The sequence below is a fragment of the Flavobacterium sp. LHD-80 genome (assembly GCF_030929605.1).
Classification (GTDB): Bacteria; Bacteroidota; Bacteroidia; order Flavobacteriales; family Flavobacteriaceae; genus Flavobacterium.
In genome coordinates this window covers 642,954-663,164 of sequence record NZ_JAVFVS010000001.1, presented here as the reverse complement: position 1 = coordinate 663,164, position 20,211 = coordinate 642,954, and the positions used below count along the sequence as shown (strand labels likewise).

Annotated in this window: 21 protein-coding genes; 17 read left to right on the top strand and 4 right to left on the bottom strand. The window is 32.7% G+C overall.

Translation table 11 applies throughout. From position 1 onward, the window contains the following. The first annotated feature begins 181 nt into the window (after positions 1-181). The 17 genes from RB619_RS02885 (at position 182) to RB619_RS02805 (ending at position 13,264) form a co-directional block, all read left to right on the top strand. On the top strand, positions 182-721 hold the full coding sequence (locus RB619_RS02885; protein WP_308093921.1) for a DUF1599 domain-containing protein: 540 nt from the start codon (positions 182-184) through the stop codon (positions 719-721). 69 nt (positions 722-790) lie between these two features. Beyond that, positions 791-1,912: a BT_3928 family protein gene (locus RB619_RS02880; protein ID WP_308093919.1), complete on the top strand. Its 1,122-nt coding sequence runs from the start codon at positions 791-793 to the stop codon at positions 1,910-1,912. Between the two features lie 140 nt (positions 1,913-2,052). Then, positions 2,053-2,709 carry an alpha/beta hydrolase gene (locus RB619_RS02875; RefSeq protein ID WP_308093917.1) on the top strand — a complete coding sequence of 219 codons (657 nt, stop codon included), beginning with the start codon at positions 2,053-2,055 and terminating at the stop codon, positions 2,707-2,709. Positions 2,710-2,773: 64 nt separating this feature from the next. Further along, complete coding sequence (locus RB619_RS02870) at positions 2,774-3,229, top strand: hypothetical protein (protein WP_308093915.1); 456 nt, start codon at positions 2,774-2,776, stop codon at positions 3,227-3,229. A gap of 313 nt (positions 3,230-3,542) precedes the next feature. Next, complete coding sequence (locus RB619_RS02865; RefSeq protein ID WP_308093913.1) at positions 3,543-4,043, top strand: TlpA disulfide reductase family protein; 501 nt, start codon at positions 3,543-3,545, stop codon at positions 4,041-4,043. 49 nt (positions 4,044-4,092) lie between these two features. After that, positions 4,093-4,845 carry a triose-phosphate isomerase gene (tpiA, locus tag RB619_RS02860; RefSeq protein WP_308093911.1) on the top strand — a complete coding sequence of 251 codons (753 nt, stop codon included), beginning with the start codon at positions 4,093-4,095 and terminating at the stop codon, positions 4,843-4,845. Between the two features lie 156 nt (positions 4,846-5,001). Next, positions 5,002-5,835 (top strand): 50S ribosomal protein L11 methyltransferase, encoded by an 834-nt coding sequence (prmA, locus tag RB619_RS02855; RefSeq protein ID WP_308093908.1) that lies wholly within the window; start codon positions 5,002-5,004, stop codon positions 5,833-5,835. Positions 5,836-5,870: 35 nt separating this feature from the next. After that, a complete protein-coding gene (locus tag RB619_RS02850; RefSeq protein ID WP_308093904.1) occupies positions 5,871-6,146 on the top strand; it encodes an ATP-dependent Clp protease adaptor ClpS in 276 nt (91 codons plus the stop codon). Positions 6,147-6,210: 64 nt separating this feature from the next. Continuing rightward, positions 6,211-7,494, top strand: a complete 1,284-nt coding sequence (locus RB619_RS02845) for a sterol desaturase family protein (protein ID WP_308093902.1) — start codon at positions 6,211-6,213, stop codon at positions 7,492-7,494. After that, a complete protein-coding gene (locus RB619_RS02840) occupies positions 7,491-8,168 on the top strand; it encodes a lysoplasmalogenase (protein WP_308093899.1) in 678 nt (225 codons plus the stop codon). Before RB619_RS02845 ends, RB619_RS02840 begins: the two co-directional genes overlap by 4 nt. A 104-nt stretch (positions 8,169-8,272) precedes the next feature. Then, positions 8,273-8,725: a 2-dehydro-3-deoxyphosphooctonate aldolase gene (locus tag RB619_RS02835; protein WP_308093897.1), complete on the top strand. Its 453-nt coding sequence runs from the start codon at positions 8,273-8,275 to the stop codon at positions 8,723-8,725. A 30-nt stretch (positions 8,726-8,755) separates the two neighbouring features. Beyond that, positions 8,756-9,070 (top strand): hypothetical protein, encoded by a 315-nt coding sequence (locus tag RB619_RS02830; RefSeq protein ID WP_308093895.1) that lies wholly within the window; start codon positions 8,756-8,758, stop codon positions 9,068-9,070. 150 nt (positions 9,071-9,220) lie between these two features. Continuing rightward, positions 9,221-10,015: an arylamine N-acetyltransferase gene (locus RB619_RS02825; protein ID WP_308093891.1), complete on the top strand. Its 795-nt coding sequence runs from the start codon at positions 9,221-9,223 to the stop codon at positions 10,013-10,015. A gap of 28 nt (positions 10,016-10,043) precedes the next feature. After that, positions 10,044-10,466, top strand: coding sequence for a hypothetical protein (locus RB619_RS02820; protein WP_308093888.1), 423 nt, complete (start codon positions 10,044-10,046; stop codon positions 10,464-10,466). A gap of 254 nt (positions 10,467-10,720) precedes the next feature. Then, on the top strand, positions 10,721-11,539 hold the full coding sequence (gene kdsA, locus RB619_RS02815; protein WP_155100910.1) for a 3-deoxy-8-phosphooctulonate synthase: 819 nt from the start codon (positions 10,721-10,723) through the stop codon (positions 11,537-11,539). A 20-nt stretch (positions 11,540-11,559) separates the two neighbouring features. Further along, positions 11,560-12,465: a hypothetical protein gene (locus RB619_RS02810; RefSeq protein WP_308093884.1), complete on the top strand. Its 906-nt coding sequence runs from the start codon at positions 11,560-11,562 to the stop codon at positions 12,463-12,465. A 121-nt stretch (positions 12,466-12,586) separates the two neighbouring features. Next, on the top strand, positions 12,587-13,264 hold the full coding sequence (locus RB619_RS02805) for a YiiX family permuted papain-like enzyme (RefSeq protein ID WP_308093882.1): 678 nt from the start codon (positions 12,587-12,589) through the stop codon (positions 13,262-13,264). 72 nt (positions 13,265-13,336) lie between these two features. On the opposite strand, the gene RB619_RS02800 is transcribed toward RB619_RS02805, so the two are convergent. From RB619_RS02800 to bglX, 4 genes are all read right to left on the bottom strand, one after another. After that, entirely contained in the window at positions 13,337-14,728 is a 1,392-nt protein-coding gene (locus RB619_RS02800; RefSeq protein ID WP_308093878.1) for a M20/M25/M40 family metallo-hydrolase, read from the bottom strand. Positions 14,729-15,079: 351 nt separating this feature from the next. Then, on the bottom strand, positions 15,080-17,005 hold the full coding sequence (locus RB619_RS02795; protein ID WP_308093876.1) for a family 43 glycosylhydrolase: 1,926 nt from the start codon (positions 17,003-17,005) through the stop codon (positions 15,080-15,082). Positions 17,006-17,036: 31 nt separating this feature from the next. After that, entirely contained in the window at positions 17,037-17,819 is a 783-nt protein-coding gene (locus RB619_RS02790) for a glycerophosphodiester phosphodiesterase family protein (protein ID WP_308093873.1), read from the bottom strand. Between the two features lie 81 nt (positions 17,820-17,900). After that, complete coding sequence (gene bglX / locus RB619_RS02785; RefSeq protein ID WP_308093871.1) at positions 17,901-20,201, bottom strand: beta-glucosidase BglX; 2,301 nt, start codon at positions 20,199-20,201, stop codon at positions 17,901-17,903. Positions 20,202-20,211 lie beyond the last annotated feature (10 nt).

The following is a 20,211-nucleotide window of genomic DNA, read 5'->3' as shown; positions in this document are numbered from 1 at the left end:
ACCCGAGGCTAAAAGCCGAACTGGCAAAGCAAACCTGAAACTTGAAACATTTTTTTTAGTTTCAAGTTATCACCGTTAACACTTTGTTTAGAAAAAACTTGAAACAAAGAAAACCTTAAACTTGAAACTCTTTAATTTAATCCTTATTTTTGAAAAAATTTAAGCAAATATACAGCAATAAATGAAGAATACTTCCCTTGAATTTGATAATGTAATTAAGGTTTGCCGAACTTTATTTATCAATAAAATGAAAGATTACGGCAGTGCGTGGAGAATTTTAAGACTTCCGTCATTGACCGATCAAATTTTCATAAAAGCACAACGAATCAGAAGTTTACAGGAAAACGATGTCCGTAAAGTTGATGAAGATGAAAAAGGAGAATTTATCGGAATTATCAATTATTCTATTATGGCTTTAATTCAGCTTGAATTGGGCGTTGTTGATCAGCCCGATCTTGACGTAGAAAAAGCAACTGAATTGTATGATGCGAAAGTTAAACTTACAAAAGATTTAATGGAAGCCAAAAATCACGATTACGGAGAAGCGTGGCGTGATATGCGCGTGAGTTCTTTAACTGATTTGATTTTGCAGAAATTACTTCGCGTAAAGCAAATTGAAGATAACAAAGGCGCAACTTTAGTTTCTGAAGGAATCGATGCTAATTATCAGGATATGATTAATTATGCTGTTTTTGCTCTGATTCTTAATCCTATCAAATAAATCAAATTCCAAAAAATAAAATCCCAAATTCCAACTATAAAATTGGAGTTTAAATTTTAAATATTCCCCATGAAAAACATCATTACTCAATTCTCCCGATTATTTGTCGGTGTTTTATTTATCATTTCAGGATTAATCAAATTGAACGATCCTGTTGGTTTCTCTTATAAATTAGCAGAATATTTCAGCGAACCGGTTTTTAATATGCCGTTTTTAGAACCATTAGCTTTAGGATTAGCTATCTTTTTAGTGATTTTAGAAGTTGTTTTGGGCGTAATGTTATTGGTTGGCTATAAATCTAAATTGACAATTTGGGCTTTATTGCTTTTAATCGTTTTCTTTACGTTTCTTACCTTCTACTCGGCTTATTTTGATGTCGTAAAAGATTGCGGTTGTTTTGGAGATGCTTTACACTTAACACCTTGGCAATCATTCACAAAAGATGTTGTTTTACTTTTCTTTATTATAATTTTATTCATCAATAAAAAATTAGTTAAGCCATTATTTTCAAAAATGGTTACTAATATATTGACTTTAATCAGCATTGTTTTATGTGTTTTTATGGCTGTTTGGGTTTTAAATCATAATCCGATAAAAGATTTCCGTCCGTATAAAGTGGGAACGAATATTGAAAAAGGAATGGAAATTCCTGAAGGTGCTCCAAAATCGGTTGTAGAAATGATTTTTATCTACAAAGTAAACGGAGTTGATAAAGAATTTACCGAAAAAGATTTAATGAATATTCCGGAAGGCGCCACTTTTGTTGATAGAAAAGACAAAGTGATTACAGAAGGATATGTTCCGCCAATTCACGATTTCACTATGACTAAAGATGATTCTGATTACAAAGCAGAATTATTACAAGAACCAAAATTATTAGTTTTTGTAACTTACGATTTGGCTTTGTCAAATCCTGAGGGAATGAAAAAATTAGCAAAAGTGGAAGCTGATGCAAAAGCAAAAGGCTATAAAGTAATTGGAATGACAGCTTCTGGACCTGAAGAAATTGCGAAAGCAAAAAAACAATATGGTTTGAATGTTGATTTCTATTTCTGTGATGCAACAGCTTTAAAAACAGTTGAAAGAGCAAACCCAAGCATTGTAGTTATACACAAAGGAACTATTGTTCAAAAAGTACATTATAATGATGTTGATGATTTGAAATTATCTGATGTTGCTTATGGTATTTAAAAACATAAACAAATAATTTTACTAAGCGCCAATATTCTTTTCTAGAAATATTGGCGTTTTTATTTCGTAAGAAAAATAATAAATTCAATAATTGTTAGTTTATATTTGGTTTATAAACTATTCCAAAACCAATTTAAATTATGACCCAATTTTCAAGAGTTGCTATTCTATTATTTATTACTTTCTTTAGCATTCAAATTTCTGCTCAAATCAACAAAGACCAACGTTATATTTTCTTTCTCCACAATGCATACATAGAGCAAAATCCGCTAAATGTTCCTCATCCCGAATATGGAAAAGCTGAATACAACGAGATTTTGACTTCTTTTAGAAAAGATAACTTTATTGTTTACAGTGAAATCAGAAAGAACAATACGGATGTTTATGATTATGCTGAAAAAATAGCAAAACAGGTTAAAAAACTTCTTAAACAAGGCATTCCTCCCAACCATATTACAGTAATTGGAACTTCAAAAGGTGGTTATATCGCACAATTTGTTTCGACTTTTGTTGCCAATCCCGATATGAATTTTGTTTTTATTGGCTGTTTTAGAGATGTAGATATTCAAGAATTTCCAGATATTAATTTCTGCGGAAACATTCTGACCATTTACGAAAAATCAGATGTTTATGGCGTTTCGGCAATTAAAAGAAAAGAAACTTCAAAACTTAAAATCAATCATTTCGAAGAAATTGAGCTTAATACAGGTCTAAAACACGGTTTTTTATACAAAGCTTTAGATTTATGGATTGCTCCGAGTAAAAAATGGGCAAATGGAAATTATGATTTGAAGTAACAATCATATTAAAAATGTAAATAATATTCTTACATTTGAAAGCAACAAAACTAATTATCTATTTATGAAAACACTTTTCAAGTTTATTTTTATCCTGTTTGCTTTTCTTAATTTTGGATGCAGTAATGATGCAGAACTTTGTTTTACTCCTCCAGAAGGTTTTTCTTTTGAGCTTGTAGACAAAACAACTGGAGAAAATTTATTTACTAACGGCACTTACAAAAGCAATGACATTACAGTAAAAAACTTAGATGATTCTAGTAAAAACATTGAATACAATTTTATCTCTGAGAATAATTACAATGTAATAACGATAGGAACTATAGGCTGGAAAACCGAAACTGTAAATTATTCTGTAAATATTGCCGGAAAAAACATCTTTGAATTCCATGTCCAAGCAACCAGAATCAACGATAAGTGCTCACATACAGAATATAAAGACTTTCAAGTTAAAAGTGCAACCTACCAATTAGATAAAACCCGAGGAGTTTTTAAAATTTTAGTCGATACAAAAATTTAAATATAAAAAAGGAACTTAAATTAAGTTCCTTTTTTGTTTCCTAAAAAAACAAAATCACGACGTTTTTTATTGTCATAAACCGCTTTTAAAATTAAATTTTTAAGCTTTTTTTCTTCTTTAAAAAAGAAATATTGAAAAGTTGTCAGATTTGCTCAGCTACTATTACGATTTCACTCTCTTTTTTCTAACCAAAATTTAACGAATTGTTACAAAACAAACGAGTCTTCAAATTTTGTTAATCTCCATTTGGCATTCAATTTGTTTGTTTAACTTTGTGAATTCAGTACTTAATAAAATTAATTTAAAATATAATATGAAACAGTTAGCCCTAGTTGTTATTGCATTTATTACATTTTCATGTTCTCAGGCACAGAAAAAAGAATTTTCAAAAGAAGCTTTGTCTGAAAAATTATTAGCAACAGATGATAGTCAAGTTGCATTCAAAAGCATTTTAAAAAAATACAAAGGAAAAACTTTGGTTATCGAAGTTTGGGCTTCTTGGTGTGGGGACTGCGTAAAAGCAATGCCAAAAGTAAAAGAACTTCAAGCTAATAATCCAGATGTTTCTTATTTATTCATTTCGGCTGATAAAACAGCTGACAAATGGAAAGCTGGAATTGAAAAACACGAATTAAAAGGCGATCACTATATGATGAATGACGGTATGAAAGGTCTTTTTGGAAAAGCAATTGATTTAGACTGGATTCCGAGATACATTATCATTGACAAAACAGGAAAAATCGTTCTTTACCGTGCCATCGAAACTGATTTTGATAAAATCAACGAAGCTTTAAAAAGTTTAAAACAAGCTTAATAAATTACCGCAAAAACAAAAAATTAAAAGAATAATAAAAACTACCAAAATGAGAAAAAAGATTGTTGCAGGAAACTGGAAAATGCATAAAAACGCAGCACAGACTGAAGAATTATTAAGCGAGTTAATCACTAAAATACCAGCACAAACAACTGCACAAGTTATTGTAGCGCCTACATTTGTAAACTTACAAGCAGCAGCTGCAAAAGTAAAAAATACAACTATTGGAGTTTCTGCCCAAAATGTTCACCAAGCTGAAGGCGGTGCTTTTACAGGAGAAATTTCTGCAGATATGTTGACAAGTATTGGTGTTAATACTGTAATTCTAGGCCACTCAGAGCGTAGAGCTATTTTCCACGAAACTGATGCATTAATCGCTAACAAAGTTGATACAGCTTTGAAACATGACATGACTGTTATTTTCTGTTTTGGAGAAGAATTAAAAGACCGTCAGTCTGGAAATCACTTCAACATTGTTGAAAACCAATTGCGTGATGGTGTTTTCCATATTGCAAAAGAATCTTGGTCTAAAATTGTTTTGGCTTATGAGCCAGTTTGGGCTATTGGAACTGGAGAAACTGCTTCACCAGAGCAAGCGCAAGAAATGCATGAATTTATCAGAGAAACTATCCGTAAAGCTTTTGGAGCTGACATCGCTGATGAAGTTTCTATTTTATACGGTGGTTCTGTAAAACCAGACAACGCTAAAGAAATTTTCTCTAAACCAGACGTAGATGGTGGTTTAATTGGAGGTGCTGCTTTAAAAGCAGATGATTTCTTAGCTATCGTAACAGCTATCTAATTTTAGATTTTAGATTTTGAAATCTCATTATAAAAAAAGCGTTTGCTGATGCAAACGCTTTTTTTTATGTTTTAAATTATTCTTAAATTATTAATGTTCTTTTAGATTTATAAGCTACTTCTGCTTTCTATTCTTACCTTTGCAAAAAAATTATTTATGTCAAACATCTATTTAGGATATCATTTTACAATTGAACCAAAAGAATTAGGGTCAGAAATTTTAGTGGCTGAATTGGGCGAAAAAGCATTTGAAAGTTTTACAGAAACTGAAAATGGGATTTCGGCTTTTGTGAAGAAAGATTTATGGGATGAGAATATCCTGGATGATATTTATATTTTACAGTCGGAAGAATTTAAAATTGAATACACCATTGAAGAAATTGATCAGGTTAACTGGAACGAAGAATGGGAAAAGAATTTTGAACCAATTGACGTTGATGGAAAATGCCACGTTCGCGCTCCTTTCCATCCAAAAACGGATGCTGAATTTGATATTTTAATTGAACCTAAAATGAGTTTTGGTACCGGACATCATGAGACAACTCACATGATGATTCAACATTTACTTGAAATGGATGTAAAAGGTTTAAAAACGCTTGATATAGGTTGCGGAACTGCAATTTTAGCTATTTTGGCTGAAATGAAAGGCGCAGAACCAATCGATGCAATTGACATTGACAACTGGTGCTACTTGAATTCAATTGAAAATGCTGAACGCAATAATTGCAAACACATTAGCGTTTACGAAGGCGATGCAGCTTTATTGGCAGGAAAAAAATACGATTTAATTATTGCCAACATCAACAGAAATATTCTTTTAAATGATATGCAGGCTTATGTTGATTCTTTAAACCCAAAAGGAATTATATTATTCAGTGGTTTTTATGAAGAAGATATTCCGTTTATTGATGCTTCTTGCGTTGAAAAAGGGCTGACGTATGTTAAAAAGCTTCAGCGCAACAATTGGGTTTCATTAAAATACGTAAATTAGTTATAAGTTAATTACAAGTACAAAAACTAGACAAGATGAGTACTAAAGAAAAAGTAAGAGAAAGAGTTCGCGAAAAGGAAGCAACAGTTTTCAATAACGAAATTATTGTTTATAATGATGATGTAAACACTTTTGATCACGTAATTGATACTTTGATGCGCGTTTGCAACCACACTGCAGAACAGGCAGAACAATGCTCCTTGATTGTACATTACAACGGAAAATGCACCGTAAAAACGGGTCCGCTGGACAAGTTAAAACCGCAATGCTTACAACTTTTAGATGCCGGATTAAGCGCAGAAATTGTTTAATCGCAAATAATTCAAAAAGCATTCTATTTTATTTTATATTTGAATAAAATAGAATGCTTTTTTTATGGAAGAATACGGAAAAATACTAATTATTGCCATGCCGGTTTTTTTAACTTTAATCATAATCGAGAAGTTATATGGCATTTATAAAAAAAACGATACCGCGCCTTTAATCGACAGCGTATCGAGTATCAGTTCCGGAATTACCAATTCCGTTAAAGACGTTTTGGGTTTAAGCATCACTTTTCTTTCGTATGAATGGCTGGTTTCAAAAATTGCTTTACAGCATTTAGAGCCGAGTGTTCTCTCCTATTTCATCGCCTTTTTTGTCATTGATTTTTATGGTTATTGGAGCCATCGACTGGCACATCAAATCAATTTTCTTTGGAATAAACATGCGATTCATCACAGCAGTGAAGAATTTAATCTGGCCTGTGCGCTTCGTCAGCCCATTGCGAGTTTAGTTAATCTTTTTACATTTTTGTTGATTCCTGCAGCGCTTCTTGGGGTTCCAGCTTCTGTAATCGCTATTACGTTGCCACTTCATTTGTTTTTACAGTTTTGGTATCATACCAAACACATCAAAAAAATGGGATTTCTGGAGCATATTATCGTTACACCTTCACACCATCGTGTGCATCATGCTATAAATCCAGAATATCTAGATAAAAACCACTCACAGATTTTTATTTTTTGGGACAAGCTTTTCGGAACTTTCCAAGCCGAATTAGATGATGTTCCGCCTGTTTTTGGAATTACAAGACCAGCAAATACTTGGAATCCTGTAAAGATTAATTTTCAACATTTGACTTTACTTATTAAAGATGCATGGCGCGCTGAAAATTGGAAAGACAAACTTACCATCTGGTTTAAACCAACAGGCTGGCGCCCTGAAAATTTCGAAGAGAAATATCCCGTAAACAAAATTGAAAATGTTTTTGCTTTTGACAAATATGGTACGCAAAACTCTCAAAAACTCATTTATTGGTCTTTAACCCAAATGTTAATCACTCTTTTGTTTGTGAGCTATTTATTTGACAATATTGCTGAAATTGGACTGCCAAATATCTTTGTCTATGGCTTTTTTATCCTGATAACAATTTACAGTTATACGGAATTGATGGATAAAAACAGATATGCCATTTTTTGGGAAGGACTTCGTTTTGGCGTTGTGATCGGAATCATATCGTATTATGGTGACTGGTTTGGTTTAAACACTATTTTTCCAGCAGGCAATTATATCATTATAGCCTATTTGGCTTTATCCTTCCTTACCACAATTTACTTTGTTACTATAGATTTTAAAAAACCAATTACCCAAACTGCTAATTTATTGAACCATTTATGAGAAACGCAACTTACTTTAAAATCTTTAGCGCATTTAGCTTCGTTTATCTTCTTATCATATTTTTAGGCTACGAAAACTTAGACTTATTTTTAAAGCCAATTCTGATTCCGTTATTGACTTTTGGAGTCTATTTTTACCGAAATTTTCCAACAAAAAACATCTTGCTTCTTGCTTTGCTGTTTTCATGGATTGGTGATGTCATTTTGCTTTTTACAGATTTGGGCGAAATCTATTTTATTTTAGGATTAGTCGCTTTTCTAATTTCACACGTCACATATTGTGTGTTATTCAACAAGCAAAACAAAGGCGAAATCAAAAGAAATTTAGTTTTGTTCGGAATTGGAAGTGTTTTTATTGGCCTGTATTTAATCGGAATGTTATCTGTTTTATTGCCATCACTAGGCGATTTAAAAATTCCAGTAATTGTATATGCAAGTGTCATTTCAATAATGCTTTTGTTTGCTTATAACGGTTATTTGATTTGGAAGAAACCTGGGAATTTATATGTTTTTTCTGGAGCAATTGTGTTTGTGCTTTCCGACAGTATTTTGGCCGTAAACAAATTTTATGCGCCAATTGAAAAAAGTTCTTTTTTTATTATGCTGACGTATCTTGTGGCACAATATCTGATTGTAATTGGAATATTAAAACTGAATCCAAAAAAGGCTGAATAACTTTAATAGATTTCTACATTTTAAATCTTTAGAATCATTTATCTGATAGCTCTTAGAAGTGACTAAAAAACCTTTTAAATTTGCATGACCAAACTATAAAAACCATGAAAAAAATATTCTTCTTTTTAATTTTATTAATCAGTGCGACTTCCTGCATTAGCACCAAATCGACATTGAAAAATGTAGATGATAATGCACCTGATCTAATACTGAAGAAAGACAATACGTTTGCCATTACACTTTTTGCCAAAGACAAAAAATACGGCTACGATCCTGATTATCCGGTAAATATTTTTTACAGAAATACCAAAGACGAAACCTTGAACGAAACGCGTTTCCTTAACGCTCTTACTGGTCCAAACGGAGAAAAAATCACCTACAAACGCTTAGAAACTTGTTGTCCTTTTCCAACAAAAAGAAGCGATATGGGAGCTGGATTTTTAAACGTTTACGAACTGACTTGGGAAGGTCAAAAGAAACCTATTACGCTTTATTTAAATGTTTATGAAAAAGGAATTTTAATGGTTCCGATGGGATTGGGATTGAAGAAAGAGTAAAATTCATAAATAAAAAACCAACCATCTAATATGTACGGTATATCTCCATTTATTTTAATTCTTTCACCTTTATTTTTTCAGCTTATTTTTGGAAGAAAAGCTATTGCAGAGAGTATTTCATTTAAATTGGGAACTATTTCACTATTCAGTTTGATATTACAATTTGTATTAACAATATTGGCTTGTTCTGTGGCTTCATATAATTTCAACGAAAATCTCCAAGAAGAAACTTTTAGATGCGGAATGGGAATGATGGGAATAATTTTCTTTTCGTTTTTGTTTACATTAATTCTTATCATTGTTATTATAGTTCAATATTTTATTAAACGATCTTACGAGAAATAATCTTTATCGCTAACTTGAACTTATTCTTCTTTCATAAAGACGAAAAAAAATCAAATTCAAACCTCGCGAAGTTGTAACTTTACCATAAGCATATTTTTATTATGCTATTAATTCAAAGTTTCACGCAGAAACGATCAAAATTAAGTTACAATGACACAATCAAAAGATCAATATAAAATTGAAGCTTCAAGTTTCAATTTACAGCAATATTTAAACCGAATCAATTTTTCGGGAGAAATCGAATTAAATTTTGCAGGAATCAAAAAACTAATGCAATCTCAATTATTTTCTGTTCCTTTTGAAAATATAGATGTTCAAGCTGGCAAAATTATTTCGCTCGCTGGTGACGATATTGTAGATCAAATCGTTAATAAAAATCGTGGTGGATATTGTTATCAGATTAATGGAATATTTTCATTAGCGCTACAGGAAATCGGGATTCCGCATTATTATATTGCGGCAAGGCCAATGGTGAATCCAGGAGAAAATGCTAAAACTCATTTTGGTATTATTGCAACAATCGAAAATGAAGATTATTTGATTGATTTGGGTTTTGGCGGTAATAGTATTCGGGAACCTTTAAAACTCAGTGAAACTGGAAAGGAAATTCAGCATGATTCTGATACTTTTATTTTAATCAAAACTGAGGATGACGAATATTTGCTTCAAATTTTAGTTGGAAAAGAATGGTCTAATTTGTATTCATTTAATCTTTCTCCTCAAAGATGGATTGATTTTAAACCTGCCAATTATTATAATTACTCACATCCGGATTCTTTTTTTACTCAAAACTTAATTGTGGTTTTACAGAATCCATTAGGTAAAAAAATATTGTTTAAAAATTCAGTGAAGTCTATAATAAATGGCAAAACCGAAGTTGCTCCGTTTGAAAATGATGATTTGAAAAGTATTCTTGAAACTGAGTTTAATTTGAAAGATTTGTAAATCTAAGAAATTTGAAAAATGAAATAGTATGACATTAAATAAAGAAGAATTAATACATCCGATATTTTATTTGCTATTTATTTCAGCTCCAATAATTGGGCTGTTCTTTGATTTTCATTCTGATTTTTTCGAAAAAGTAATATGGGTTTATTTCATTTTAATTTTCCTAAATATTTCTAATTCCGTTAAATTAAAAGGAAATGAAATAATTTCAGGAATTTATATTTCGCCTTTTGGCTTTATAAAAATAAAAAAAAGGATAAAACTGGATGATATTAAGGAATTGATCATTCAGCAAAATAAAAAAAAATACTGCGAGATTAGAGCAATTTCTTCTGATGATTTTTTAATCATAAAAACAATTGCAAACAGAATTCCTGCAGAAGAAGCGCTAGAAGAAATTGAAGCAAAAATAAACTCACGAAAAGAAATTATTCAAACTTTTAATTAACTTAATTTCTCATAATTCCACTAAACTCCTAGCCCTGATAGTAGCGGAAATCCTTTTTTGAGAAAACCTATTTTTTATGGTTTTTGCAGAGCGACCAACGGAAGCTCCTGCAAAGACCAATAAAAAAAGGTTTTAGAGAAAAAGATTACAGCGGATAGTAGCCCCGATAGCTATCGGGGTTCTTAAAAAAAACTTAAATCTTCATCAGCTATTCATAAATCATAACTACCTTTGCACTGTCAAAAAATCATATTATGAACATACAACATATTCCACAAATTAAGCATACTGACAGCGGAAATTTCTTTTTATTGGCGGGGCCTTGCGCGATCGAAGGAGAAGAAATGGCACTAAGAATTGCTGAAAAATTAGTTGGTATTACCGACAAACTTCAGATTCCTTATGTATTTAAAGGATCTTTTAAAAAAGCTAACCGTTCTAGAATTGACAGTTTTTCTGGAATTGGCGATGAAAAAGCTTTAAAAATTTTAAGAAAAGTTTCGGAGACTTTTCACGTTCCAACGGTTACTGATATTCACACAAATGAAGATGCTGACATGGCAGCTCAATATGTTGATGTTTTACAAATTCCTGCATTTTTAGTTCGCCAGACAGATCTTGTTGTGGCAGCTGCAAATACTGGAAAAGTGGTAAACTTGAAAAAAGGGCAGTTTATGAGTCCGGAAAGCATGAAACATGCGGTTCAAAAAGTTTTAGACTGTAATAATGAAAATGTTATGGTTACAGATCGCGGGACGATGTTTGGGTACCAAGACATGATTGTTGATTTTAGAGGAATTCCTACTATGCAACAATATGCATCTACGGTTTTAGATGTAACACATTCTTTACAACAGCCAAATCAAACAGCAGGTGTAACTGGAGGAAGACCAGATATGATCGAAACAGTTGCTAAAGCCGGTATTGCTGTTGGCGTTGATGGTATTTTTATCGAAACACATTTTGATCCTGCAAATGCAAAAAGCGACGGTGCTAATATGCTTCATTTAGACTATTTTGAAGGCTTGATGACCAAATTAGTTGCTATCAGAAAAACAGTTAACTCATTCTAAATTTATAATACTCAAGTTCTTTGAAAACAAAAATTTTATTTTTCCTTCTGGCTTGTGTTTCTTTAAACACATTTGCTCAGGAAGAAATACCAGTACAAAAATACGCTGCACACAATAAAGGAAAATTCTTTGTTATGTGGGGTGGAAATAGAGAAAGTTACTCAAAATCTGATGTAAACTTTAGAGGTAAGGATTACAACTTTACGGTTGATAATATGGAAGCTCATGACAAACCAAAAGGATGGCATGTAGATTATATTAATCCTGCAAATATGACAATTCCTCAGACAAATTTAAGATTAGGTTATTTTTTTAGTGATCATTACAGTGTTACAATTGGTGTTGACCACATGAAATATGTAATGACACAGAATCAAATTGCAAATGTGACTGGAAACATCAATTTGCCTGCAAATGATCCTGGCTCAATTTACAATGGAACTTACAATAATACACCTGTAGATATGTCTCAAGGTGGTGCTCAGGAAGGTGGTTATGAGAATGGTATTATGCCACCAAATGGTCCAGCTTTTTTAATGTACGAACATACAGATGGTTTGAATTACATTAATACTGAAGTTGCGCGATTTGATGATATTTCTAAATGGTTTGGATTGCCAAATATTGATAAAGTCCAAATCAACTTAACTGAAGGTCTTGGTGCGGGAGTTTTATATCCAAAAACCAATACAACTCTTTTAGGCAAAGAACGTCACGATGATTTTCATGTTTCTGGTTATGGCATTTCTGCAAAAGCAGGTCTAAACATTACTTTTTTCAAACACTTCTATGTTCAAGGAGAATTGAAAGGTGGCTATATTGACATGCAGGATATCAAAACTACGGTAAGCAATGAAGATAAAGCTTCTCAACACTTTACGTATTTTCAACGAATTATTGCGGTTGGAGGAATTTTCAGAATCTAAAAGGTTTTATTACAATATTAAAAGCAGAATTTCATTCATTTGAGATTCTGCTTTTTTGTTTATGTTAATTCCGGATGAAAACTAAAGAATAAATTATACTTTTAATTTTTAAAATTTAAACATGAAAAGACCAAAATACCTTTTTCTTATTATTACTTTTTTACTCAGTTTTGGGTGCGCGCTTTTTGTTACAATGAAAGTTTTTCCAAATAATCCATTTTCGGGTAAAAAGATTGAAAATGTAGCTTTTGAGAAAATTCAGGATGGCGATATTATTTTTCAGACCTCACAATCTCCTCAATGCGAAGCGGTTCGAATTGCCACAAATTCTAAATTTTCACATTGTGGCATTATTTATAAAATGAACGGAGATTTATTTGTTTTTGAAGCCGTTCAGCCTGTAAAATTAACTCGTTTAGAAGATTGGATTCAGCATGGGAAAGACAATAAATATCTTGTAAAAAGATTGAAAAATGCAACTGAAGTTTTAACTCCTGTATCTTTGCAAAAAATGAAAGATTACAGTCAGCAATTTAACGGCAAAGAATATGATGCTTACTTTGAATGGACGGATACTAGAATTTATTGTTCTGAATTGGTTTGGAAAATATATAAAAACGCTGCCGGCATCGAATTGTCAAAACTCAAACAACTAAAAGATTTTAATTTAACTGATGAAAGAGTTCAGAAAATTGTAAAAGAAAGGTATGGAAATGAAATTCCGTTAGATGAAAAAGTTGTAGCACCTGTAGATCTTGCCAATTCTAATTTATTAAAAACTGTGATTGATACTTATTAAACATACACACTATAAAAGCAAAAAAGCTATGAGCAAAAACTCATAGCTTTTTTATTTCAATTATATTGATATTTAGTTTGCTGTTGGAAGCGTAATTCCGTTTTGATCAACTAAATAGATTAATGATGTCATTGTTGCTGCACCAAGCTCTAATTCTCTTTTATTGATTGCATCAAATTTATCATTTGCCGCGTGGTGATAATCAAAGTAACGTTGTGAATCTGGCTGTAAACCAGCTTTAACAATCGTTTTTGAAGTTAAATGCTCAATATCTGATCCTGCGTGTCCTTTTGTAAAATTGTGAATTAAATAAGGCTCAAAAAGAGACTTGTATTCTTGCAGTTTTTTGAAGTTTGCATCATCAGCTTCGATTGAAAATCCTCGTGGTGTAAATCCGCCAGAATCACTTTCTAAAGCAAAAATATGATTCTCGTTCTTTTGTTTTGAAACTTCTTCATATTTCGCACCGCCTTTTCCTCCGTTTTCTTCATTCATAAACAAAACAACGCGAATTGTATTTTTTGGTTTGTAGTTTAGGTTTTTCAAAATACGAACTACCTCCATACTTTGCACTACTCCTGCTCCATCATCATGAGAACCATCAGCTAAATCCCAAGAATCCAAGTGTCCGCCAACAACAATAATGTTCTCCGGCGTAACTGTTCCTTTTAATTCTCCGATAACATTGTATGACAATACATCTGGCAATGTTTCGCATGATTGTTTGAAATACAATTTTATAGTTGGATTTGCTTTTAATGTTTTACTCAATAACTCAGCACCATTTGTACTAATTGCAGCTGCTGGAATATATTGTTCTTTTGGCAAATCGCCATAGCTTTGATTTCCAGCATGCGGAAAATCATCTAAACGTAAGTTTAACGAACGCACAATTGCACCAACTGCTCCAAGTTTCGCTGCTTCTTTTGCACCACTTCTTCTTTGATCTCCTGCTTCAGAATAAGAATTAAAAGTCCCAACGTTTTCAGGATTCATTGGTCTGTTAAAAAACACAATTTTACCTTTTACTTTATCGCCAAGTGTTTTTAATTCGTCAAGACTTTGTACTTCGATTACTTCTGCAGTAATTCCTGCTTTTGGGGTTGCAACAGAAGCTCCTAATGCACAAATTGGCACAGCCGTTTTTACTTTTCCATCTAAAATAAAAGCTGTTTCCTTTTCACCGCGAACCCAGTGAGGAACCATAACTTCTTGCAAATAGACTTTATCAAGGCCTAAACTTTCTAATTGTCTTTTAGTGTATTCTACGCCTTCTGCTGCACCTTTTGATCCAGATAAACGGCTTCCAATATCATTTGAAAGATATTCTAACCAAGAATAACATTTAGCTTCGGTTAAAGCTTTTTTATAGAATAATTTAATGTTTTTTTCATCATTTGACTGAGCAAAGGACGCGGTCAATCCATTTAAAACTAAAGCAGTTAAAAGAATCGTTTTTTTCATAGTTTTTATAGCATTTTTTTGGGTTATCACAAAGGAACAAAATTCTTTACATCTGTCAGAGTTTTTTCGCAACCTTTTCGCAAAAAAAAACTCCAATTACAAATCCTTAAATTTATAATCAGAGTCTTTATGATTTTTAATAAACTAAACCATTGCAAACTTGAAGTTCATAGGTTTGGTCAACAGACTTAAAATCTGCAAGATTTTAAAGCTTAATTTAACCACAAATCACACAAATTTTCGCAAATTAATTTGTGTGAATTTGTGCAATTTGCGGTTAAAAACTTTTAGAAGCTGAAAACGAAATGCACTAAAGTATATAGTTTTGAACTATTTTTCAGACCAATAAACTTATTTTACTTCAATAAGCTTATTTCTTGCTCCAATGCCGTTTTCATTAAAAGGTTCAATTGTGAAATAATATTTTGTTCCTTTATCCAGTCCTCTAAAATCATATGAATTCTCGCCATAAACCATAATACTGTTGTACAATTTATCAGGAGCAATTCCGTAATAAATATTGTATCCAACGGCATCATTTTGTTTTTTCCACGAAATCATTGCATTTCTTGAATCTGTTTTATTTCTGTCTACTTTAAATGAAGCAACAGCTTTCGGTTTTTCTGCCAATCCATTTCCAAAAACTCTGAAATCAGAAATCGCAAACAATCCAGATGCATTATGAATGTTTTCCATTTTGATGTAACGCGCTTTAATTGATTTTGTAAGCTCTACATAATCATGAGGCACATCTTTATCATTTTTAGATTTATCGACAACCAAAGTCCAGTTTACAGCATCATCAGACATGAATATTTTGTATTGATAATAAATATCCATTGCTTTATTGTACTGTGTGGCTTTATGATCAGCATAATTGATCTGTAGCGCCTTTATTTCCATTTTTCTGCCCAAATCGAGTTGAAGCCATTCACCAGGATTACTTGTTTTAGCAGACCAATACGTTTGGATATTTTCATCGGTAAGGTTTTCTGCTCCGTAACAAAATTTCTCATAGACTTTTTTGCCTCCGTTGTCCATTCTGTGTGTTTCTACTTCCATGCATTCTTCAAATGAAGAAACTGTTACAGGCTTTTTGTACGAAAGCAACATCCATCCAGATGAAGCACCTTTTGTCTGATCGCGCTCGCCAGTTGGAAGGACGATTGGAAAGTCTCCGTAAGCTGTAATAGAATACATTACGTCATCTTTATCAAATCCAGCAGGAAACATATCAATACGACGTTCAAAACGGTCTTTAATTGAGATTTTGCATGTTCCAGTATTCCAATAATTTCCATAATTATCTGCAAAAGTATTTCCGTGTCCCGCTCCAATTACAAATCCGCCAGGTTTGTACGACATCGGATTGTGTTTTTGATACTTAAAAGGCCCTAACGGATTATCAGCAACATGAACGCCATTTGCATAACCTTTAAATTCGGTTGCTGGCGCGCCATATTGCATATAATATTTTCCGTTATGTTTGGTCATCCAAGCTCCTTCAATGAAATTTCCCCAAGGCGCTGGCTCCATATCATTATTTGGACCAAAACGCTCCCATCCATGAGCTGATGGATCTAGAATTGCAACGTCTTTAATTTGCCCGTAAGGTTTCTGGATGTCTTCTACTTCTGTTGCTTTATACAACGTCGCATAATCGGCTTGATTTCCTTTTGGAAGCCACGTATTATAATCTACTTCTACACCGACAAGAGGTAATTTTCCGCTTGATCCATAATACATATATACTTTTTTGTCATCATCTTGAAAGATTGCTGGATCCCAAGTTGGCAGCATTGCTTTATCAACGTGGCGTGTCCATCTCCCTGATTTTGGATCAGCCGTTTTCCAGATTGGATGATCTCTTTTCCAAGTAGAACCAACGTAAAATAAAGTATCATTTACCACCCACGCAGCTGGTGCACACTGGTCGTCATCGCCCGGTTGTCTTTGAAAGCTTCCGTAAACGAAATTCCAATTTGACATGTCTTTACTCCAAAAGAAACCTGCTTGATTTGTAGCAAACAAATAATATTCGCCTTTATAAGTAATAATTACCGGATCGGCACTTGAACGGCGTGAATACGGAATTCCGTTATGATTGTAAGTCGTGAAATTGTAGCCAATATTAATAGGATTACAATAAGTCGTTGCAGGTTTAGCAGGGTCAAACCATTCTGTTTTTCCACTTGCATTTTGAGCCAAAATACTGTTATTGAAAACGATCAAAAACAATACGACTGGCAATCTCAGTTGTTTATATATTTTTTTCATGATTTGGTTTGTATTTGTAAAGGAAAAACGATTACTTTTTTATGTTTAATCTTTCCTTTAAAAGTTCAGGTTCATTTGTAGTGATATAATCGAATTTTTGATCAATAAGCCAATCCATATCAGTAGCTTCATTTACGGTCCAAGCATTCAAAATAATTTTGATGTCCTTTGCTTCTTTTATCCAGTCAGGATGTTTTTTGAAAACCGAGTAATGATAATCAACACCATTAATTTTATCGGCTTTAACTTCAATTGGAGATTTATTTCCTTCCAGGTATTGAAGATTTGTTTTTGAATCTATTGCTCTAATTTGCTTTAGAATATCGTAGTCAAAACTTATATAACAAATCTTTTTATCTGCTTTTAGTTTTTTGATTGTTTCAACCGTTTTTATAGCCGTTTCTTTTCCTCGTTCTTTGCTTATTTCTGAAGGTTTAATTTCGCAAACCAACAGCGTGTGTTTATTGTTTTTTATTCCTTCTGCAATATATTCATAAAGCGTTGGGAGCTTTTCTCCGTTAGATAATTTAAACTTTATCAAATCGGAATAATTGGTTTGCTCGATCAACAATTTATTAAAATGTGCATCGTGATTAATTACCAGTGAATCATCGGCTGTACGCCAAACGTCAAATTCTGATCCCGGCAATTTTAAATCAATGGCATGTCTTAAAGAAGCAATCGAATTTTCAGGAAAACTATTTTTCTTCCACGCTCCTCTGTGCGCTACAATTGCATTTTTCTGCACATTGCAGGAAGCGAAAACCGCTACTAACATTAAAGAAAGAACGCGAGATATTTTGAGAATATTCATAGATGAAATTTTAAAAAGAGAATCTTTATTTTAGAAAAAAAGCCCTCCATATGAAGGGCTCTTAACTAACCAATAAACCAACTATTTAGTTAACTCGAAACTAACTTTCTTGTCGGCAGCTGAATTTCCTCCAACGAAAATATCAAACTGTCCAGGCTCTGCTGCGAATTGCAAATCAGAGTTATAAAATTTTAAATCTTCAACAGTAATGTCAAAACTAACTGTTTGTTTTTCACCTTTTTTAAGTGCTATTTTTTGGAAACCTTTCAATTCTCTAACTGGTCTAGTTACTGAACCAACTAAATCTCTGATGTATAATTGAACTGTTTCTTTTCCGTCAAAGTTTCCTGTATTTGTTACATCAACTGTTACTTTTAATTTTCCGCTGAAATTCATTTTATCAGAAGAAATTTTAAGGTTTGAATAATCAAAAGTCGTGTAGCTTAAACCAAATCCGAATGGGAATAATGGCTCGTTTCTTTCGTCAATATAATTTGATCTGAATTTTTCGAATTTACCTTCTGTATTAGAAAGCGGTCTTCCTGTATTTTTGTGCGCATAATAAATTGGTAATTGACCTACACTTCTTGGAAAAGTAGAAGTTAATTTTCCAGAAGGATTTACATCTCCAAATAAAACATCAGCGATTGCATAACCTGCTTCTGTACCAGCAAACCAAGCATTTAAGATCGCAGGAACTGTTTTTTCTTCATCAGTAATAACTAATGGACGTCCGTCAAATAAAACAACAACAACTGGTTTTCCTGTTTTTAATAAAGCATTTAATAGGTCTTTTTGCGCTTGTGGAATCTGCAAATTTGTACGGCTGCTAGATTCTCCACTCATTTCTGCTGATTCTCCTAAAGCCGCAACAATAACATCAGATTGTTCAGCCACTTTTAAAGCTTCTGCCAATAATTCTTCTTTTGAACGACCGTCACGGTGTAATGTTTTTCCAAACATTGTTGCGTTCGTTTCAAAAGTTTCATCGTAATCTAAATTACTTCCTTTTGCATATAAAACTTTTGTTCCTGCTCCAGCAACTTCTTTAATTCCTGCTAATAATGAAACAGCATTTTCCATTTTAGTAGCCACACTCCAAGTTCCCGGCATATTTTCTTTAGCATCTGCCAATGGTCCAATTAAACCAATTGTTCCTGATTTTTTAAGAGGCAATAATTGGTTTTTATTTTTTAGTAAAACCAATGATTGAGCTGCAATTTGACGTGCTTCCTTTCTGCTATCCATTGTGAAGATTTCAGTTTTCGCTCTTTTTTCATCACAATATTTGTATGGATCTTGGAACAATCCTAAATCATATTTTGCTTCCAAAATAAGTTTAACAGCATTGTCAATCGTTTCGATAGAAACTCTTTTTTCGTCTAATGATTTTTTCAAAGTTCCTAAGAAACCTTCACCAACCATATCCATTTCAACACCAGCATTCAAAGCCAAAGCCGAAACATCTTGAAGATTTCCCATTCCGTGCTCGATCATTTCAGGAATTCCTGTAAAATCGGTTACTACGAAACCTTTAAAACCCCATTGCTTTCTTAAAACATCTGTCATTAACCATTTGTTTCCAGTTGCTGGAATTCCATCAATTTCATTAAAAGATGCCATAACTGAACCTACTCCAGCATCAACCGCTGCTTTGTAAGGAGGGAAATAGTCATTGAACATTCTGATATGACTCATGTCAACTGTGTTGTAATCACGTCCAGCTTCTGGCGCACCATACAATGCGAAGTGTTTCACACAAGCTAAAATTGAACTGTTTTTTGAAAGATCATGTTGCTGATATCCGTTAACCATTGCTTTTGCAATTTGGCTTCCTAAATAAGGGTCTTCTCCAGAACCTTCAGAAACTCTTCCCCAACGTGGATCACGAGAAATATCAACCATTGGAGAAAACGTCCAGTTGATTCCGTCAGCACTTGCTTCTTTAGCAGCAATTTGGGCGCTTCTTTCAATTAAAGCCATATCCCAAGTACAAGATAATCCTAACGGAATTGGGAATGTTGTTTCGTAACCGTGAATAACGTCCATACCAAAAAGCAAAGGAATTCTTAAACGGCTTTTTTCAACAGCAATTTTCTGTACTTCTTTAATTTTTTGTACTGATTTAATATTGAACAAACCGCCTACTTTACCTTCAGCAATATTTTTTGCAACATTTGAACTATTTGCCTGACCAGTTGTAATATCACCAGATGTTGGTAAATTCAACTGTCCTAATTTTTCTTCTAATGTCATTTTTGACATTAACTCTGCCACAAACTCTGACTTAGGTTTAATTTTCACTGTACTTTTTGTGCTCTTTTTTTGAGCATAACCCAAAACAGCACATCCTAAAAAAAGTAAGACTAATTTGTTTTTCATTATAATTTAT

Excerpts from the sequence above, each read along its gene's own strand:
- RB619_RS02885 (WP_308093921.1), top strand. The coding sequence starts at position 182 with ATGAAGAATACTTCCCTTGAATTTGATAATGTAATTAAGGTTTGCCGA.
- RB619_RS02880 (WP_308093919.1), top strand. The coding sequence starts at position 791 with ATGAAAAACATCATTACTCAATTCTCCCGATTATTTGTCGGTGTTTTA.
- RB619_RS02875 (WP_308093917.1), top strand. The coding sequence starts at position 2,053 with ATGACCCAATTTTCAAGAGTTGCTATTCTATTATTTATTACTTTCTTT.
- RB619_RS02870 (WP_308093915.1), top strand. The coding sequence starts at position 2,774 with ATGAAAACACTTTTCAAGTTTATTTTTATCCTGTTTGCTTTTCTTAAT.
- RB619_RS02865 (WP_308093913.1), top strand. The coding sequence starts at position 3,543 with ATGAAACAGTTAGCCCTAGTTGTTATTGCATTTATTACATTTTCATGT.
- tpiA (WP_308093911.1), top strand. The coding sequence starts at position 4,093 with ATGAGAAAAAAGATTGTTGCAGGAAACTGGAAAATGCATAAAAACGCA.
- prmA (WP_308093908.1), top strand. The coding sequence starts at position 5,002 with ATGTCAAACATCTATTTAGGATATCATTTTACAATTGAACCAAAAGAA.
- RB619_RS02850 (WP_308093904.1), top strand. The coding sequence starts at position 5,871 with ATGAGTACTAAAGAAAAAGTAAGAGAAAGAGTTCGCGAAAAGGAAGCA.
- RB619_RS02845 (WP_308093902.1), top strand. The coding sequence starts at position 6,211 with ATGGAAGAATACGGAAAAATACTAATTATTGCCATGCCGGTTTTTTTA.
- RB619_RS02840 (WP_308093899.1), top strand. The coding sequence starts at position 7,491 with ATGAGAAACGCAACTTACTTTAAAATCTTTAGCGCATTTAGCTTCGTT.
- RB619_RS02835 (WP_308093897.1), top strand. The coding sequence starts at position 8,273 with ATGAAAAAAATATTCTTCTTTTTAATTTTATTAATCAGTGCGACTTCC.
- RB619_RS02830 (WP_308093895.1), top strand. The coding sequence starts at position 8,756 with ATGTACGGTATATCTCCATTTATTTTAATTCTTTCACCTTTATTTTTT.
- RB619_RS02825 (WP_308093891.1), top strand. The coding sequence starts at position 9,221 with ATGACACAATCAAAAGATCAATATAAAATTGAAGCTTCAAGTTTCAAT.
- RB619_RS02820 (WP_308093888.1), top strand. The coding sequence starts at position 10,044 with ATGACATTAAATAAAGAAGAATTAATACATCCGATATTTTATTTGCTA.
- kdsA (WP_155100910.1), top strand. The coding sequence starts at position 10,721 with ATGAACATACAACATATTCCACAAATTAAGCATACTGACAGCGGAAAT.
- RB619_RS02805 (WP_308093882.1), top strand. The coding sequence starts at position 12,587 with ATGAAAAGACCAAAATACCTTTTTCTTATTATTACTTTTTTACTCAGT.
- RB619_RS02800 (WP_308093878.1), bottom strand. The coding sequence starts at position 14,728 with ATGAAAAAAACGATTCTTTTAACTGCTTTAGTTTTAAATGGATTGACC.
- RB619_RS02795 (WP_308093876.1), bottom strand. The coding sequence starts at position 17,005 with ATGAAAAAAATATATAAACAACTGAGATTGCCAGTCGTATTGTTTTTG.
- RB619_RS02790 (WP_308093873.1), bottom strand. The coding sequence starts at position 17,819 with ATGAATATTCTCAAAATATCTCGCGTTCTTTCTTTAATGTTAGTAGCG.
- bglX (WP_308093871.1), bottom strand. The coding sequence starts at position 20,201 with ATGAAAAACAAATTAGTCTTACTTTTTTTAGGATGTGCTGTTTTGGGT.